Below are 18345 nucleotides of genomic sequence, written 5' to 3'. Positions count from 1 at the left end.
TGGAGACCTCGTGGGAGGCGTTCGAGCGGGCTGGTATCGACCCGGCGTCGCTGCGCGGCAGTCAGATCGGTGTCTATGTGGGAGCCGCGACCTCCGGCTACGGAATGGGGCTGAACGAGATCCCCGAGGGGCTGGAAGGGCAGCTGCTGACGGGCAGTGCCACTTCCGTGGTGTCGGGCCGCATCTCCTACACCCTCGGCCTCGAGGGACCCGCGCTGACGGTGGACACGGCGTGCTCGTCGTCTCTGGTCGCCCTCCACCAGGCCGCGCAGGCGCTGCGCCAGGGCGAGTGTGAGATGGCGCTCGCCGGTGGTGTGACGGTGATGGTTTCACCGGACGCCTTCGTGGAGTTCAGCCGGCAGCGCGGTCTGGCCCCTGACGGCCGGTGCAAGCCGTTCGCGGACGCGGCGGACGGCACGGGCTGGTCCGAGGGTGTGGGCATGCTGCTCGTGGAGCGGCTGTCGGACGCCCGGCGCAACGGNCCGAGGTGGACGCGGTGGAGGCCCACGGCACCGGCACCATGCTCGGTGACCCGATCGAAGCGCAGGCGCTGCTGGCGACGTACGGCAACGACCGGCCGGAAGGCCGCCCGCTCTGGCTCGGCGCGCTGAAGTCGAATATCGGTCATACGCAGGCCGCGGCGGGTGTGGCTGGTGTGATCAAGATGGTGATGGCGATGCGCCACGGTGTGCTGCCGAAGGTGCTGCACGTGGACGAGCCGTCGCGGCAGGTGGACTGGTCGGCGGGTGAGGTGCGGCTGCTGACCGAGACCACCCCGTGGCCGGAGACGGGGCAGCCGCGCCGGGCCGGTATCTCCTCCTTCGGCGTGAGCGGCACCAACGCGCACACCATCATCGAACAGGCCCCGGTGTACGACGAGGCGGTGCCGGACGAGGCCCCCGCCGAGGACCACGGCGTCCTTCCCTGGGCGCTCTCCGCCCGGAGCCCGGAAGCCCTGCGCGCCCAAGCCGAACGGCTGAGGTCGTATCTGATGGAGCGCACCGAACTGGGCGCGCTGGATGTGGGTTACTCATTGGTGGCGACGCGCTCGGCCCTCGAACACCGTGCGGTGATCACGGCCGCGGATCGCGCGGAACTGCTTCGCGGACTCGAGGCTGTCGCGGCCGGTGACAACACCCCGGGAGTGGTTCAGTCCGTCGCGCGCACTTCGGGTTCGACGGCGTTCTTGTTCTCTGGTCAGGGTGCGCAGCGTCTTGGCATGGGGCGGGAGTTGTACGAGGCGTTCCCGGTGTTCGCCCGTGCGCTGGACGAGGTGTGCGCGCACATGGACGTGGCTCTGGACCGGCCGCTGCGGGATGTGATGTTCGCGGCCGAGGGCAGTGCGGACGCCGAACTGCTGGACCAGACGGCGTTCACCCAGCCCGCGCTCTTCGCCGTCGAGGTGGCGTTGTTCCGGTTGCTGGAGCACTGGGGTGTGACCCCGGATGTGCTGATCGGCCACTCGATCGGTGAGATCGCGGCCGCGCATGTGGCGGGGGTGTTCTCGCTGGAGGACGCGTGCGCGCTGGTGGCCGCCCGTGGCCGGTTGATGCAGGCGCTGCCCGAGGGCGGCGCCATGGTGGCGGTGCAGGCGTCGGAGGAGGAGATCGCTCCGTCGCTGGCCGGTCGTGAGGCCGAGGTGAGCATTGCCGCTGTCAACGGCCCGACCGCTGTCGTGATCGCCGGTGATGAGGGCGCGGTGCTGGAGCTGGCCGCGCAGTGGGTGGAGCAGGGGCGTAAGACGCGTCGGCTGCGGGTGAGCCACGCCTTCCACTCGCCGCGTATGGACGCGATGCTGGACGACTTCCGGAAGGTCGTCGACGGGCTGTCGTTCACCCCGCCCTCGATCGCGCTGGTTTCCAACGTGTCGGGCAAGTCGGCGGGTGCCGAGGTGTGCTCGCCGGAGTACTGGGTGCGGCACGTACGGGAGGCCGTGCGGTTCGCGGATGGAGTACGGACACTGGAGGCTCAGGGCGTGACCACCTTCCTGGAGGTGGGCCCCGATGGTGTGCTCTCGGCGATGGCACGAGAGTGCCTGACGGCGGAGGAGGCATCGGCCTCGGTCGTCGTGCCGGCGCTGCGCAAGGACCGCCCTGAGTCCCAGGCGTTGACGACGGCGCTCGCCGAACTCCACGTCCACGGCGTCACCGTCGACTGGAAACACCTCTTCTCCGGGCGCGGCGCACGGAAGGTCGAGCTGCCCACCTATGCCTTCCAGCGACAGCGCTACTGGCTGGAGAACTCGGGCAGGGCGACGGGCGGCTCCGCCGCCGACAGCGTGGACGCCCGGTTCTGGGAAGCCGTTGAGCGCGAGGACCTGGGGGCGCTGGCCGAGGCGCTGGACATCGACGGGACAGGCTCGCTCGGCGAACTGCTGCCCGCGCTGTCGTCGTACCGTCGGCAGCAGCGTGACCGGGCCACGGTCGAGGGCTGGCGTTACCGCGTCTCCTGGAAGCCGGCCCCGGACCTGGCCACCGTCTCTCTTCCGGGGACCTGGTTGCTGGTCGTGCCCGCTGGTCTGGCGGATGGCGACGTGACCACGTCGATCAGCCAGGGGTTCGAGAAGCACGGCGCCCGGGTGGTACCGGTGGCGGTGGCCGCGGACGCGGACACCGACGGGCTCGCCCAGGCACTGCTCGGCGCGCTCGACGGCGAGTCCGAGGTCGGCGTGATGTCGCTGCTCGCTCTGGATGAGGAGCCGTACGCCGGGCAGCCGGTGGTCGCGGCGGGACTGGCGCTGACGCTGCGGCTGGTGCAGGCCCTGGCGGGGCTGGACATGGACGTTCGGCTGTGGTGCGCTTCGCGGGGCGCGGTCTCGGTGGGGCGTTCGGACCGGCTCACCAGCCCGGTGCAGGCGGAGGTGTGGGGCCTCGGCCGGGTCGCGGCCCTGGAGCATCCGCGAATGTGGGGCGGACTGGTCGATCTGCCCGAGGTACTCGACGAGCGCGCCGTTGGGCGGCTGGCCGGTGTGGTGTCCGCCGAGGGCGCCGAGGACCAAGCGGCTGTTCGGGGCTCCGGAGTGTTCGTTCCGCGGTTGGTGCGTGTCGCGTCGTCGGGTGGTGGAACCTGGCGGCCGAGCGGCTCGGTTCTGGTGACCGGCGGTACGGGGGCGTTGGGCGCGCATGTGGCCCGTTGGGTGGTGGCCGAGGGCGCGGAGCACGTCGTCCTCACCAGCCGTCGCGGCCTGGCGGCCGACGGTGCGCCCCAGCTGAAGGCGGAACTCGAGGCCATGGGTGCGCTGGTCTCGGTGGTCGCATGTGATGTCGCGGACCGCGAAGCGCTCACCGGGGTGCTGGCGGGCATCCCCGAGCGGTTCCCCCTGCGCGGGGTGGTGCACGCGGCCGGTGTGCTGGACGACGGTGTACTGGACGGTCTGTCCGTCGACCGGGTCGCCGGGGTGCTCGGTGTGAAGGCGGAGGGCGCCTGGCATCTGCACGAGCTGACGGCAGATCTGGATCTTGACGCGTTTGTGCTGTTCTCATCGTTCGCCGGCGTCGTGGGCGGCGCCGGCCAAGGGGCTTACGCGGCGGCGAACGCCTACTTGGACGCGCTCGCGGCCCTGCGTCGTGGGGTCGGGCTGGCTGGTACGGCGGTCGCCTGGGGACCATGGGCTGAGGCCGGTATGGCCGCGGAGGGCCGTGCCGAGGAACGGCTGCGGGGCGGCATGGTGTCCCCGATGGCTCCCTCCCTGGCTGTGGCGGCCCTGCGTTGGGCCGTCGGCCATGACGAGGCATCACTCGTCGTCGCGGATGTCGACTGGGAGCGTCTGGCTCCCGGACTGGCCGGGGCCGGCGGTGGCGCTCTCCTCGGTGACATCCCCGAGGTGCGCAAGCACCTGACCACGGTCAACGGCGGTGCCACAACGGAGGCGGCCACATTCGCCGAGACGCTCGTAGGACTCTCGGCGGCCGAGCGGAACCAGGCCGTGCTGGACCTGGTGCGAGGCCACGCGGCCGCCGTACTCGGCCACACCTCGGTGGAGGCGGTCGAGCCCGGCCGGGCCTTCCGCGACCTCGGGTTCGACTCCCTCACGGCGGTCGAGCTGCGCAACCGGCTGGACATCGCGACCGGGCTGCGTCTCCCGGCCACGCTGGTCTTTGACTATCCGAGCGCCGCCGAACTGGCCGACTACCTGGACGCCGAGGCGTTCGGCACCGCCCAGCCGGCCGTGGCCACCGCCGGACCGACGGCCGTTGGCGTGGCCGATGACCCGATCGCGATCGTGGCGATGAGCTGCCACTTCCCCGGGGATGTGGACACCCCGGAGGCGCTGTGGCGGCTGGTCGCCGAGGGCGGTGACGCCATCGCGGGGTTCCCCGCCGACCGCGGTTGGGATCTCGACGGGCTGTACGACCCCGACCCCGAGCGGCTCGGCACGTCCTATGCACGCGAGGGTGGCTTTCTCTACGGTGCCCCGAACTTCGACGCGAGGTTCTTCGGGATCTCGCCGCGTGAGGCGCTTGCGATGGATCCGCAGCAGAGGCTGCTGCTGGAGACGTCGTGGGAGGCGTTCGAACGGGCCGGTATCGCTCCGGAGTCGCTGAAGGGCACCCGAGCGGGGGTGTTCGTCGGGACGAACGGCCAGGACTACACCGGGCTGTGGGCGGACGCGCAGGGTGACCTCGAGGGCCACTTGGGCACGGGCAGCGCGGCCAGTGTGGTGTCGGGCCGCATCTCGTACACCTTCGGTCTCGAGGGGCCCGCGGTGACGGTGGACACGGCGTGTTCGTCGTCGCTGGTGGCCCTGCACATGGCCATGCAGGCGTTGCGGCAGGGCGAGTGTGACCTGGCGCTGGCCGGTGGTGTGTCGGTGATGTCGACGCCGGGTGCGTTCGTGGAGTTCAGCCGGCAGCGTGGGTTGGCGCCGGATGGCCGGTGCAAGCCGTTCGCGGACGGTGCGGATGGCACGGGCTGGGGCGAGGGTGTGGGCATGCTGCTGGTGGAGCGGCTGTCGGACGCGCGGCGCAACGGCCACAAGGTGCTGGCCGTCGTCCGGGGCTCGGCGGTGAACCAGGACGGTGCGTCGAACGGTCTGACGGCGCCGAACGGTCCGTCGCAGCAGCGGGTGATCCGGCAGGCGCTGGCCAGTGCGGGGCTGTCGGCGGCCGATGTGGACGCGGTGGAGGCGCACGGTACGGGTACCACTTTGGGCGACCCGATCGAGGCACAGGCCCTGCTGGCCACCTACGGGCAGGGCCGGCCGGAGGGTCGGCCGCTGTTGCTGGGGGCCATCAAGTCGAATATCGGTCATACGCAGGCCGCGGCGGGTGTGGCTGGTGTGATCAAGATGGTGNGAGCCGTCGCGGCAGGTGGACTGGTCGGCGGGTGAGGTGCGGCTGCTGACCGAGACCACCCCGTGGCCGGAGACGGACCGGCCGCGCCGGGCCGGTATCTCCTCCTTCGGGCTGAGTGGCACCAATGCGCACACCATCATCGAACAGGCCCCCGCTGTGGAGGAGTCCGTGGTCTCGGACACCGTGGCCTCCGGAACGGTCGAGCCGATGACCGTGGTGCCGTGGCTGCTCTCCGGGAAGAGCCAGGAGGCACTGCGGGCGCAGGCCGAGCGGCTGCGCACACATGTGGCGGCCCGGGCCGACCTCGGCGCGCTGGACGTGGGGCACTCGCTGGCGACTCGCTCGGTGTTCGAGCACCGGGCCGTGCTGGTCGGCGAGGACCGCGAAGCCCTGCTGCGCGGCCTTGAGGAGATGGCTCAGGGCGGAATCGGCTCGGGAGTCGTCCAGGGACAGGCCGTAACGGGTGGCAAGACGGCTTTTCTGTTCTCTGGTCAGGGTGCGCAGCGTCTTGGCATGGGGCGGGAGTTGTACGAGGCGTTCCCGGTGTTCGCCCGTGCGCTGGACGAGGTGTGCGCGTATCTGGATGTGGTGCTGGATCGTCCGTTGCGGGAGGTGGTGTTCGCGGCGGAGGGGAGTGCGGATGCGGAGTTGCTGGATCAGACGGCGTTCACCCAGCCCGCGTTGTTCGCGGTCGAGGTGGCGTTGTTCCGGTTGCTGGAGCACTGGGGTGTGACCCCGGATGTGCTGATCGGCCACTCGATCGGTGAGATCGCGGCCGCGCATGTGGCGGGGGTGTTCTCGCTGGAGGACGCCTGCACGCTGATCGCCGCCCGTGGCCGGTTGATGCAGGCCCTTCCCGACGGCGGCGCCATGGTGGCCATCCAAGCGACCGAGGAGGAGGCCGCCGACTCAATCTCCGGCCGCGAGCACGAGATGAGCATCGCCGCGGTCAACGGCCCGTCGTCCGTAGTGGTCTCTGGTCATGTACACGCGGTCCAGGAAGTCGCGGGTGTCTGGGAGGCGAGGGGTCGAAAGACTAAGGGTTTGCGGGTCTCGCATGCGTTTCACTCTTGCCTTATGGACACTATGTTGGACGCGTTCGGCCAGGTGGTCCGCGAGCTCTCCTTCGAGCCGCCGACCACGACACTGGTGTCCAATGTCACTGGTAGGCCGGTTTCCGAGGCAGAGGTGTGCTCACCCGATTACTGGGTGAGGCATGTGCGTGAGGCGGTGCGGTTCGCGGATGGGGTACGCGCGCTTGAGGCGTTGGGTGTGACCAGGTATCTGGAGGTGGGTCCCGATGGTGTACTCACGGGGATGGCCCAGGATTGCCTGGCGGAAGGGACCGGGGACACCTCCGACATGGTCCTCGTTCCCGTGCTGCGCAAGGGCCGCTCCGAGACACGGGCGTTGACGACGGCGCTGGCCGAACTTCACGTCCACGGTGTCCCGTTGGACTGGAAGTCGTTCTTCGCCGGTCGTGGCGCACGGCAGGTCGAGCTGCCGACGTATGCCTTCCAGCACGAGCGGTTCTGGCCCGAGGTGTCCCTCAACCTGGGCAGTCGTGGCGCCTCGGCGGCCGTGGACTCGGTGGACGCGCGGTTCTGGGAGGCGGTGGAGCGCGAGGATCTCCAAGCGCTGGCACACGCGCTCGACATCGACGGCGAGGCCCCGCTGAGCGCGGTGTTGCCGGCTCTGTCGGCGTATCACCGCAGCAGCCGTGATCAGTCGACGATTGATGGCTGGCGTTATCGGGCGTCGTGGAAGCCGGTTCCGGACGCGGCCGAGGGGTCGTTGTCGGGGACGTGGCTGGTGGTGGTTCCGGCGTCGCGTGCCGAGGACGAGCTGGTGGCCGGAGTGGTGTCCGGGCTCGAGCGGCATGGTGCGGGCGTGATGTCGCTGGTGGTGGGCGAGGGGGACCTCGACGCCGAGGCGCTGGCGGAGCGGCTGCGTAAGTCGGTCGCCGACGTGCCTGAGTTGGGCGGTGTGTTGTCGCTGCTGGCTTTGGACGAGGAGCCCTGCCCTGGGCATCCGGCGTTGTCCAGTGGCTTCGCCTCGACGTTGACGTTGGTGCAGGCGTTGGTCGAGGTGGGTGTTGAGGCGCTGTTGTGGTGTGCTTCGCGGGGTGCGGTGTCGGTCGGGCGTTCGGATCGGCTGGCTGGTGTGGTGCAGTCGCAGGTGTGGGGTCTGGGTCGGGTGGTGGGGTTGGAGCACTCGGCGGTGTGGGGTGGTCTGGTCGATCTGCCCGAGGTGCTGGACGACCGTGCGGTGAGCCGGTTGGTGGGGGTCTTGTCGGCCGAGGGCGGCGAGGACCAGGTCGCGGTGCGCGGTTCGGGGGTGTTCGTCCGGCGTCTGGTGAGGGCTGAGGCCGGGGTTGGTGAGGGTACGGAGCGGTCCTGGCGGGTCGGCGGATCGGTGCTGGTGACCGGCGGTACGGGTGCGCTGGGTGCGCGGATCGCGCGGTGGGTGGCGAACCAGGGTGCTGAACATCTGGTGCTGACCAGCCGTCGTGGCCTTGACGCGCCGGGCGCGTCCGAGTTGCGCGATGAGCTCCAGGCCCTGGGCGCCCGGGTGACGGTGGCGGCCTGTGATGTGGCCGACCGCGAGCAACTGGCCGCGGTGCTGGACACCATCCCGGAGGAGTTCCCGCTGAGGGCGGTCTTCCACGCGGCGGGTGTGGAGCAGGCCGCCGAGCTGGCGGGGATGAGTTTGGCGGACGCCGCCTCGGTGGTCTCGGGGAAGGCCACGGGAGCCGGCCACCTGGACGCGTTGCTGGGCGACCGTGAGCTGGACGCGTTCGTGGTGTTCTCCTCGATCGCCGGTGTGTGGGGCAGTGGTGGCCAGGCCGCGTACGGCGCGGCCAATGCCTATCTGGACGCGCTGGTGGAGGACCGCCGTGCGCGGGGTCTCGCCGGTACCGCTGTGGCCTGGGGTCCCTGGGCCGAAAGCGGTATGGCGGCCGGGAGCGAAGGCGAGCAGCTGGCGCGTCGCGGACTGATCAGCATGGCGCCCGACCTGGCGATCGCCGCCTTGCAGGGCGCGATCGTGGGTGACGACGGTGTGGTGACGGTCGCGAACATGGACTGGGAACGATTCGCCCCCGTGTTCACGATGGAGCGGCCGAGCCCGCTCATTGGCGAGCTCCCCGAGGTCGTATCGGTTCTGGAACAGGCCCGTGCCGCCGAAGAAGGCAACGCCGAGGCCGGATCCCGGTTGCGGGAACGGCTCTCCGCACTGGCTCCTGGTGAGCGGGAGCGCGCCGTGCTGGATCTGGTGCGAAGTCACGCGGCCGCGGTTCTCGGTTTCTCGGGAATGGAAGGCGTGGAATCGGACCGGGCGTTCAAGGAATTGGGATTCGACTCGCTCACGGCGGTAGAATTCCGAAACCGGTTGAACGCGGACACGGGGCTGCGGCTGCCGACCACACTGGTCTTCGACTATCCCAACGCAAGGGCTCTCGCGGAACACGTACGAGCGGGCGTCCTCCCCGAAGAAGGGACTTCCGCCACTCCGCTGATCGCGGATCTGGAAAAACTCGAGGCATCACTCTCCACGGCTGAGCCGGACCATGCCCAGCGCATGGCCATCGCATCCCGACTCCAGGTGCTCCTTGCCAAACTGAATGGTGGCGAGGGCGGAGCGACGGACGCTGAGAACATTACGCAGCGGCTTGACGAGGCGTCGGACGACGATCTCTTCGATTTCATCGAAAATGAGCTCAGCTAAATGTGAACGCCGAGGTGCAGCTCTCTGGCCTCCTTTCATTCTTCAGTCTTCTATGACTCGTAATAGGCAAGGTTTCCATGGTGAACGAAGATAGGCTTCGGGACTACCTCAAGCGGGTAACAGCAGATCTGCACCAAACGCGCCAACGCCTGCGCGAGCTGGAGGCAGGAGAGCAGGAACCCATCGCGATCGTGGCGATGAGCTGCCGTTTCCCGGGCGGTGTGGGGAGCCCCGAGGACTTGTGGCGGCTGGTGGCCGACGGTGGTGATGCCATCTCCGACTTCCCGTCCAACCGCGGGTGGGACGTGGACGGGATGTACGACCCCGATCCCGAGAGCCCGGGCACTTTCTACTCCCGTGAGGGTGGATTTCTTCACGACGCGGCCGAGTTCGACGCGAACTTCTTCGGGATCTCGCCGCGCGAGGCCCTTGCCATGGACCCGCAGCAGCGACTGCTGCTGGAAACCTCATGGGAGGTCTTCGAACGGGCGGGCATCGCTCCGGGGTCGGTGAAGGGCCGTCGGGGCGGTGTCTTCGTGGGGGCCTCGACCTCGGGCTACGGGGCGGACGTCGACGAGTTCCCGGAGGATGTCGAAGGCCACTTGCTGACGGGCACGTCGACCTCCGTCGTCTCGGGTCGTATCTCGTACACCTTCGGTCTTGAAGGACCCGCGGTCACGGTGGACACGGCGTGTTCCTCGTCGCTGGTCGCGCTGCACCTGGCGGTCCAGGCGCTGCGGCAGGGCGAGTGCGACCTGGCGCTTGCCGGTGGCGTCACCGTGATGAGCAGCCCGGCCGCCTTCGTGGAGTTCAGCCGGCAGCGCGGTCTGGCCCCCGACGGCCGGTGCAAGCCGTACGCGGACGCGGCGGACGGCACCGGGTGGTCCGAGGGTGTGGGCATGCTGCTCGTGGAGCGGCTGTCGGATGCCCGGCGCAACGGTCACCAGGTGCTGGCGGTCGTGCGGGGTTCGGCCGTCAACCAGGACGGTGCGTCCAACGGTCTGACGGCGCCCAACGGCCCCTCGCAGCAGCGGGTCATCCGCGACGCGCTGGCGAGCGCCCGACTGGCCCCGTCCGATGTGGACGTGGTGGAAGGACACGGGACCGGTACGTCCCTGGGCGACCCGATCGAGGCGCAGGCCCTGCTGGCGACGTACGGACAGGACCGCCCGGAGGGCCGTCCGCTGCTGCTGGGCGCGGTGAAGTCGAACATCGGCCACACGCAGGCCGCCGCCGGTGTCGCCGGTGTCATCAAAATGGTGATGGCGATGCGGCACGGGGTGCTGCCGCCGACCCTCCATGTGGACGAGCCGTCGCGGCAGGTGGACTGGTCGGCGGGTGAGGTGCGGCTGCTGACCGAGGCCACCGCGTGGCCCGAGACCGGGCAGCCGCGCCGGGCCGGCGTCTCCGCCTTCGGCGTCAGCGGCACCAACGCGCACACCATCATCGAGCAGGCGCCGCCGGTTGAGGAGGAGGCCGAGGAAAGCCCGGTTTCCGACGGTGACACGGGGGTGGCCACGTGGCTGCTGTCGGGTCGTGGCCCGGACGCTCTGCGGGCCCAGGCCGGGCGGCTGAGGTCGTTCCTGCTGGAGCGGTCCGAGTTGAGCCCCCCGGATGTCGGCCATTCGCTGGTGGCCACACGGTCGATGTTCGAACACCGCGCGGTGGTGTCGGGTGCGAACCGTGCGGAACTCCTCGCCGGACTCGAAGCCGTCGCCGCGGGCGAGGTCGCTCCTGGCGTGCTCCAAGGCGTTGCGGGGACGGACGTCAGGACGGCGTTCCTCTTCTCCGGCCAGGGCGCGCAGCGCCTTGGGATGGGCCGTGAGCTGTATGACCGCCACCCCGTGTTCGCCCAGGCGCTGGACGAGGTGTGCGCGCGGCTGGACACGGTGCTGGACCGTCCGCTGCGTGAGGTGGTGTTCGCGGCGGAGGGGAGCGCGGATGCCGGGCTGCTGGATCAGACGGCGTTCACCCAGCCGGCGCTGTTCGCGATCGAGGTGGCGCTGTTCCGGCTGCTGGAGCACTGGGGCGTCACCCCGGATGTGCTGATCGGCCACTCCATCGGTGAGATCGCCGCCGCCCACGTGGCCGGGGTGTTCTCGCTGGAGGACGCGTGCACGCTGGTGGCCGCCCGTGGCCGGCTGATGCAGGCACTGCCCGAGGGCGGCGCCATGGTGGCGGTCCAGGCGTCGGAGGAGGAGATCTCCGGATCGCTCACCGGCCGTGAGGCCGAGGTGAGCATCGCGGCCGTCAACGGCCCGACCGCCGTGGTCATCGCCGGTGACGAAGCCGCTGTGCTGGAGATCGCCGCCCAGTGGTCGGAACAAGGACGCAAGACGAGTCGGCTGAAGGTCAGCCACGCCTTCCACTCCCCGCGCATGGACGCCATGCTGGACGACTTCCGCCGTGTGGTGCGGGGGCTGTCCTTCCAGACCCCCACCCTGGCGCTGGTCTCCAACGTCACGGGGCAGCCGGTCGCGGCAGACGAGATGTGCTCGCCGGAGTACTGGGTGCGGCATGTGCGGGAGGCCGTGCGCTTCGCCGACGGCATGCGCTCCCTCGCGGCCCAGGGCGTCACCGCCTACCTCGAAGTGGGCCCCGACGGCGTGCTCTCGGCGATGGCGCGGGACTGCCTGACGGGAGAGTCGGCTTCGGCTCCGGTCGTGGTACCGGTCCTGCGCAAGGGCCGCCCCGACGCACAGGCTCTGGTGACCGCGCTGACCGAGGCCCATGCCCACGGTGTGACGGTGAACTGGGAGCAGGTCTTCGACGGGCGGGGCGCCCGCAAGGTCGAGCTGCCGACGTACCCCTTCCAGCGTCAGCGCTACTGGCTGGAGGGCGCGAGCGCGGTGTCCGGCGGTTCCGCCGGGGACAGCGTGGACGCGCGGTTCTGGGACGCGGTGGAGCGCGAGGACCTGGAGGCGCTGGCCGAGGCGCTGGACGTCGACGGCGGTGGTTCGCTCGGCGAGCTGCTGCCCGCGCTGTCCTCGTACCGGCGCCGGCAGCGCGACCGGGCCACGGTCGACGGCTGGCGGTACCGGATCTCCTGGAAGCCGGTCTCAAAGACCCCCGCGGCCACGCTGTCGGGGACGTGGCTCGTGGTCGTCCCCGCTTCCGGTGTCGACGACGCGTTCGCGGAGTCGGCGTCCGCCGCGCTCGAGCGGCACGGTGCCGACGTCGTTCGCGTGGTGGCGGACGAGGCCGAACTCGCCCCCGGCGCGCTGGCCGCACGGCTGCGCGAGATCGCCACCGATCCGTCCGGGATCGGTGGTGTGCTGTCCCTGGTGGGCGTGGACGAGCGGCCCTGCACGGAGCATCCGGAGGTCTCCCGCGGCCTCGCGCTGACACTGATGCTGGTGCGGGCCCTGACCGAGGCGGACATCCAGGCCCGGCTGTGGTGCGGCACCCGGGGGGCCGTGTCGGTGGGCCGCTCCGACCAGCTCGACAGCACCGTGCAGGCGGAAATATGGGGTCTCGGCCGGGTGGCGGCCATGGAGCACCCGCGGATCTGGGGCGGCCTCGTCGATCTGCCCGGGACCCTGGACGAGCGCGCCGCCGCGCGGCTGGTGTGGGCGCTGTCCGCCGAAGGCGGCGAGGACCAGGTGGCGCTGCGCGGCTCCGGAGCGTACGCCCGGCGCCTCCACCGCGTCACGGTGGGCAACGAGTCGGCCGAACGCGCGTGGCGGCCCCGGGGCTCGGTGCTGATCACCGGTGGCACCGGCGCCCTGGGCGCGCACGTGGCGCGCTGGGCCGTGCGCGAGGGCGCCGAACACGTGGTGCTGACGAGCCGTCGCGGCCCGGCGGCCGAAGGCGCCGCCGAACTCACGGCGGAACTCGAGGAACTGGGCGCCGCGGTGACCGTGGCGGCCTGCGACGCCGCCGACCGCGATGCCCTCGCCGCGGTACTGGCCGCCATCCCGGAGCGGTATCCGCTGAGCGCGGTCGTGCACGCGGCGGGCATTCTGGACGACGGTGTGCTGGACGGCCTGACCGTCGACCGGCTCGCCGGGACGCTGGCCGCGAAGGTCGAGGGCGCGCGGCACCTGCACGAGCTGACCGCGGAACTGCCACTCGACGCGTTCGTGCTGTTCTCCTCGTTCGCCGGTGTCGTCGGCAGTGCGGGCCAGGCCGCCTACGCGGCGGCCAACGCCCACTTGGACGCGTTGGCGCAGCAGCGCCGGGCCCAGGGCCTGGCCGCCACCGCGGTCGCCTGGGGCCCGTGGGCCGACGGCGGCATGGCCGCGAGCGGCCGCGCCGGGGAGCGGATGCGCGGAGGGCCACTGCCCCCCATGGCCCCCTCGCTGGCCGTGGACGCGCTGGGCTGGGCCGCGAGCCAGGACGAGGCCGCGCTGGTCGTGGCCGACATCGACTGGACCGGCATGGCCCCGCTGCTGAGCGCGGGCCTCACCGCCCTCGTCAGCGACATCCCCGAGGCGCGCGAACTCCTGACCGACATGACCGGGACCACCGGCCGGCCGGCACCGGGCCACGAGCTGCGGGACCAGCTGGCCGGACGGCCGGACGAGGAGCAGCGCCTCCTCCTGCTGGACCTCATCCGCACCCACGCGGCCTCGGCTCTCGGCCACTTCTCGGCGGAGTCCGTCGAGCCGGGCCGTGCCTTCCGGGACCTCGGATTCGACTCCCTCACCGCCATCGAGCTGCGCAACCGGCTCGACCTGGCCACCGGTCTGAGCCTGCCCGCGACGCTCATCTTCGACTACCCGACCGCCGAGGTGCTCGCCGACCATCTGTGGCGGGAGCTGGGCGGGGCCCACGCGGCGGCGGCCACCTCGGCGGTGGCGGACCGAGTGCGGCCCGATGACGACGACCCCATCGCGATCGTGGCGATGAGCTGCCGCTTCCCCGGTGGCGTCGAGACCCCGCAGGACCTGTGGCGACTGCTGGCCGAGGGCGGCGACGCCATCGCCGGGTTCCCCGGCGACCGTGGCTGGGACGTCGAGGGCATGTACCACCCGGACCCCGAGCACCCGGGCACCTTCTACGCCCGCGAGGGCGGATTCCTCTACGGGGCGCCCCAGTTCGACCCCGGTTTCTTCGGGATCTCGCCGCGCGAGGCGCTGGCCATGGACCCGCAGCAGCGGCTGCTGCTGGAGACGTCGTGGGAGGCGTTCGAGTACGCGGGCGTCAAACCGGCCTCGCTGCGCGGCACCCGGACCGGTGTGTTCGTGGGCACCAACGGCCAGGACTACTCCACGATCATGCTCGACGCCCCCGAGGACTTCGGCGGCCATGTGGGCACGGGCAGCGCGGCCAGCGTGGTGTCCGGGCGCATCTCCTACACGTTCGGCCTCGAGGGGCCGGCCATGACGGTGGACACGGCGTGTTCGTCGTCGCTGGTGGCGCTGCACCTCGCGGCACAGGCGTTGCGCCAGGGTGAGTGCGATCTGGCGCTGGCCGGTGGTGTGTCGGTGATGTCGACACCGGGTGCCTTCGTGGAGTTCAGCCGCCAGCGCGGGCTGGCACCCGATGGCCGCTGCAAGCCGTTCGCCGAGGGCGCGGACGGCACGGGCTGGTCCGAGGGTGTGGGCATGCTGCTCGTGGAGCGGCTGTCGGACGCCCGGCGCAATGGCCACCAGGTGCTGGCGATCGTGCGGGGTTCGGCCGTCAACCAGGACGGTGCGTCCAACGGTCTGACGGCGCCCAACGGCCCGTCCCAGCAGCGGGTGATCCGGCAGGCCCTGGCCAGCGCCGGACTGTCCGCCGCAGAGGTGGACGCGGTGGAGGCACACGGCACGGGGACGACGCTGGGTGACCCGATCGAGGCGCAGGCGCTGCTCGCGACCTACGGACAGGACCGCGCGGAGGGCTGCCCGCTGTGGCTGGGCGCCATCAAGTCCAACATCGGTCATACGCAGGCCGCCGCGGGCGTGGCCGGGGTCATCAAGATGGTGATGGCGATGCGGCACGGGGTGCTGCCGCGGACGCTGCACGTGGACGAGCCGTCGCGGCAGGTGGACTGGTCGGCGGGTGAGGTGCGGCTGCTGACCGAGGCCACCGCGTGGCCGGAGACGGGTCAGCCGCGCCGGGCGGGTGTCTCCTCGTTCGGGCTGAGCGGAACCAACGCGCACACCATCATCGAGCAGGCTCCCGACCTGGAAGAGGCGGAGGCCCCGGAGCAGGCCGGGCCCGGGGCGCCGGTGTCGGCGGCCGTGGTGCCGTGGCTGGTTTCCGGGCAGAGCCGGGAGGCGCTGCGGGCGCAGGCCGAGCGGCTGTACGGGCATCTGGCGGGGCGGGAAGACATCGGAGTGCTGGACGCCGGACACACGCTGGCGGCCAGGACGGTGTTCGAGCACCGTGCCGTGCTGGTGGGTGAGGACCGGGAGACCCTTCTGCGTGGCCTGCGGGCCGTCGCGGAGGGTGGAATCGCCTCGGGAGCCGTCCAGGGGCAGGCCGTGACGGGAGGCAAGTCGGCGTTCCTGTTCTCGGGTCAGGGCGCTCAGCGCCTGGGCATGGGGCGGGAGTTGTACGACGCCTATCCCGTGTTCGCCCGCGCCCTGGACGAGGTGTGCGCGCACATGGACGTGGCTCTGGACCGTCCGCTGCGTGAGGTGATCTTCGCCGCCGAGGGCAGCGCGGACGCCGAGCTGCTGGACCAGACGGCCTTCACCCAGCCCGCGCTCTTCGCGATCGAGGTGGCGCTGTACCGGCTCCTGGAGCACTGGGGCGTCCGCCCGGACGTGGTGATCGGTCACTCCATCGGTGAGATCGCCGCCGCCCACGTGGCCGGGGTGTTCTCGCTGGAGGACGCCTGCACGCTGGTCGCGGCGCGTGGCCGGCTGATGCAGGCCCTGCCCGAGGGTGGCGCGATGGTCGCCATCGAGGCCTCCGAGGAGGAGATCTCCGGTTCGCTCGCCGGTCGTGAGGCCGAGGTGAGCATCGCGGCCGTCAACGGCCCGGCCGCCGTGGTCATCGCCGGTGACGAGGAAGCGGCGCTGGAGATCGCCGAACAGTGGGCGGAGCAGGGCCGCAAGACCCGCCGCCTGCGGGTCAGCCACGCCTTCCACTCGCCGCGCATGGACGCGATGCTGGACGACTTCCGTGGCGTCGTCTCCGGCCTGTCCTTCCAGGCGCCGTCCATCGCCCTGGTCTCGAATGTGACGGGCGAGGCGGCGGACGCGGACGAGGTGTGCTCGCCCGAGTACTGGGTGCGGCATGTGCGCGAGGCCGTGCGCTTCGCGGACGGAATGCGGGCGCTCACCACCCAGGGCGTCATCAGGTTCCTGGAGGTCGGCCCCGACGGTGTGCTGTCCGCGATGGCGCGGGACTGCCTGACGGAGGACCAGGCCGCGGCCTCGGCCGTGGTGCCGGTGCTGCGCAAGGACCGTCCCGAGGCCCAGGCGCTGACGATGGCGCTGGCCGAACTCCACGTCCACGGAGCCTCGGTGGAGTGGGAGTCCGTGTTCGCCGGGCGCGGCGCGCGGATGGTGGAGCTGCCGGCGTACGCGTTCCAGCGCGAGCGGTACTGGCCCGAGGTGTCCCTCTCCCCGCGCGGCTGGGACGCGCCGGGCGCCGCGGACTCGGTGGACGCGCGGTTCTGGGAGGCGGTCGAGCGCGAGGACCTCGAAGCGCTCGCCGAGACGCTCGACGTCGACGGCGAGACGTCGCTGAGCGCGGTGCTGCCCGCGCTGTCCACGTACCACCGCAACCGGCGTGACCAGTCCACGATCGACAACTGGCGCTACCGGGTGGTGTGGAAGCCGGTCGCGGACGTGACCGGTGGGTCGCTGTCGGGGACGTGGCTGGTGGTGGTTCCGGCGGCCCGTGCCGAGGACGAGCTGGTGGCGGAGGTCGTCTCCGGGCTCGAGCGGCACGGCGCGGCCGCGGTGTCGCTGGTGGCCGGCGAACGGGACCTCGACACCGAGGCGCTGGGGGAGCGGCTGCGCGGGGCGATGGCCGACGCGCCCGCCCTGGGCGGCGTGTTGTCGCTGCTCGCCCTGGACGAGGAGCCCTGCCCGGGGCACCCCGCGCTGCCCAACGGTCTCGCCCTGACGCTGACGCTGGTGCGGGCCATGGCGGACGCGGGCATCGAGGCTTCGCTGTGGTGCGGTACGCGCGGCGCCGTGTCGGTGGGCCGCTCCGAACGGCTCAGCAACCCGGCGCAGGCGATGGTGTGGGCGCTGGGCCGGGTGGCCGCGCTGGAGCTGCCGCAGCTGTGGGGCGGTCTGGTCGACCTGCCCGAGTCCCTGGACGAGCGTGCGATCGCCCGGCTGGCCGGTGTGCTGGCCGCAGAGACCGCCGAAGACCAGGTGGCGGTGCGCGGTTCCGGAGTGTTCGCACGCCGCCTGACCCGTATCGCCGCGCCGACCGCCGACGGGACGACGTGGCGGACGCGTGGCACGGTGCTGGTGACCGGTGGTACGGGCGCGCTCGGCGGCCAGGTGGCCCGCTGGCTGGTGCGCAATGGCGCCGAACACCTGGTGCTGACCAGCCGTCGTGGCATCGAGGCGCCGGGCGCGCCCGAACTGCGCGAGGAGCTGGAGGCATTGGGCGCCCGGGTGACCGTGGCGGCCTGCGACGTGTCCGACCGTGAGCAACTGGCCGCGGTCCTGGACGCCGTGCCGGAGGAGCTTCCTCTGACCGCGGTGGTCCACGCGGCGGGCGCCAACGCGGCCGCGCCGCTGGCCGAGACCGGGCTGGCCGACGCCGCCGCCGTGGTCTCCGGCAAGGTGGCGGGCGCCGTCAACCTGGATGAACTGCTCGGCGACCGCGAGCTCGACGCGTTCGTGGTGTTCTCCTCCATCGCCGGTGTGTGGGGCAGTGGCGGCCAGGCCGCCTACGGTGCGGCCAACGCCTACCTGGACGCGCTGGTGGAGGACCGCCGTGCCCGGGGCCTTGCCGGCACCGCCGTTGCCTGGGGCCCCTGGGCCGAAGGCGGCATGGCGGCCGGAGACGAGGGCGACCACCTGGCGCGCCGCGGTCTGCCCACCATGGCGCCGGGCCTGGCGATCGCCGCACTACAGGGAGCGGTCGCGGGCGACGACGGTGTGGTGACGGTCGCCGATGTGGACTGGGAGCGGTTCGCCCCCGCGTTCACCATCGGGCGGCCCAGCCCGCTCCTCGGCGATCTGCCCGAGGTCCAGCGGGCGCTGGCGAACGCCGGAAACACCGAAGGCACCGGCGCCGGCTCCGCACTGCGGGAGCGCCTCACGGGGCTCACCGAGGCCGAGATCGACCGGACCCTGCTCGACCTGGTGCGCGCCCACGCCGCCGCGGTCCTCGGCTTCGCGGGTGCGGAGTCGGTGGAGCCCGATCGTGCGTTCAAGGAGTTGGGTTTCGACTCGCTGACGGCGGTGGAGTTCCGTAA

Annotated in this window: 1 protein-coding gene and 1 pseudogene; both read left to right on the top strand. The window is 71.6% G+C overall.

Going from position 1 to position 18345, the window contains the following annotated elements; translation table 11 throughout:
- A pseudogene (locus IEJ02_RS46140) lies at positions 1-9020 on the top strand (type I polyketide synthase); the annotation flags it as partial.
- Between the two features lie 77 nt (positions 9021-9097).
- A partial coding sequence (locus tag IEJ02_RS46135) for a type I polyketide synthase (protein WP_191070262.1) occupies positions 9098-18345 on the top strand: 9248 nt, incomplete at its 3' end.

It is taken from the genome of Streptomyces sp. 5-10 (assembly GCF_014712245.1).
Taxonomy (GTDB): Bacteria; Actinomycetota; Actinomycetes; order Streptomycetales; family Streptomycetaceae; genus Streptomyces; species Streptomyces violaceusniger.
The sequence above is the reverse complement of the archived record's forward strand: the minus strand, read 5'-3'. Positions and strand labels throughout refer to the sequence as shown.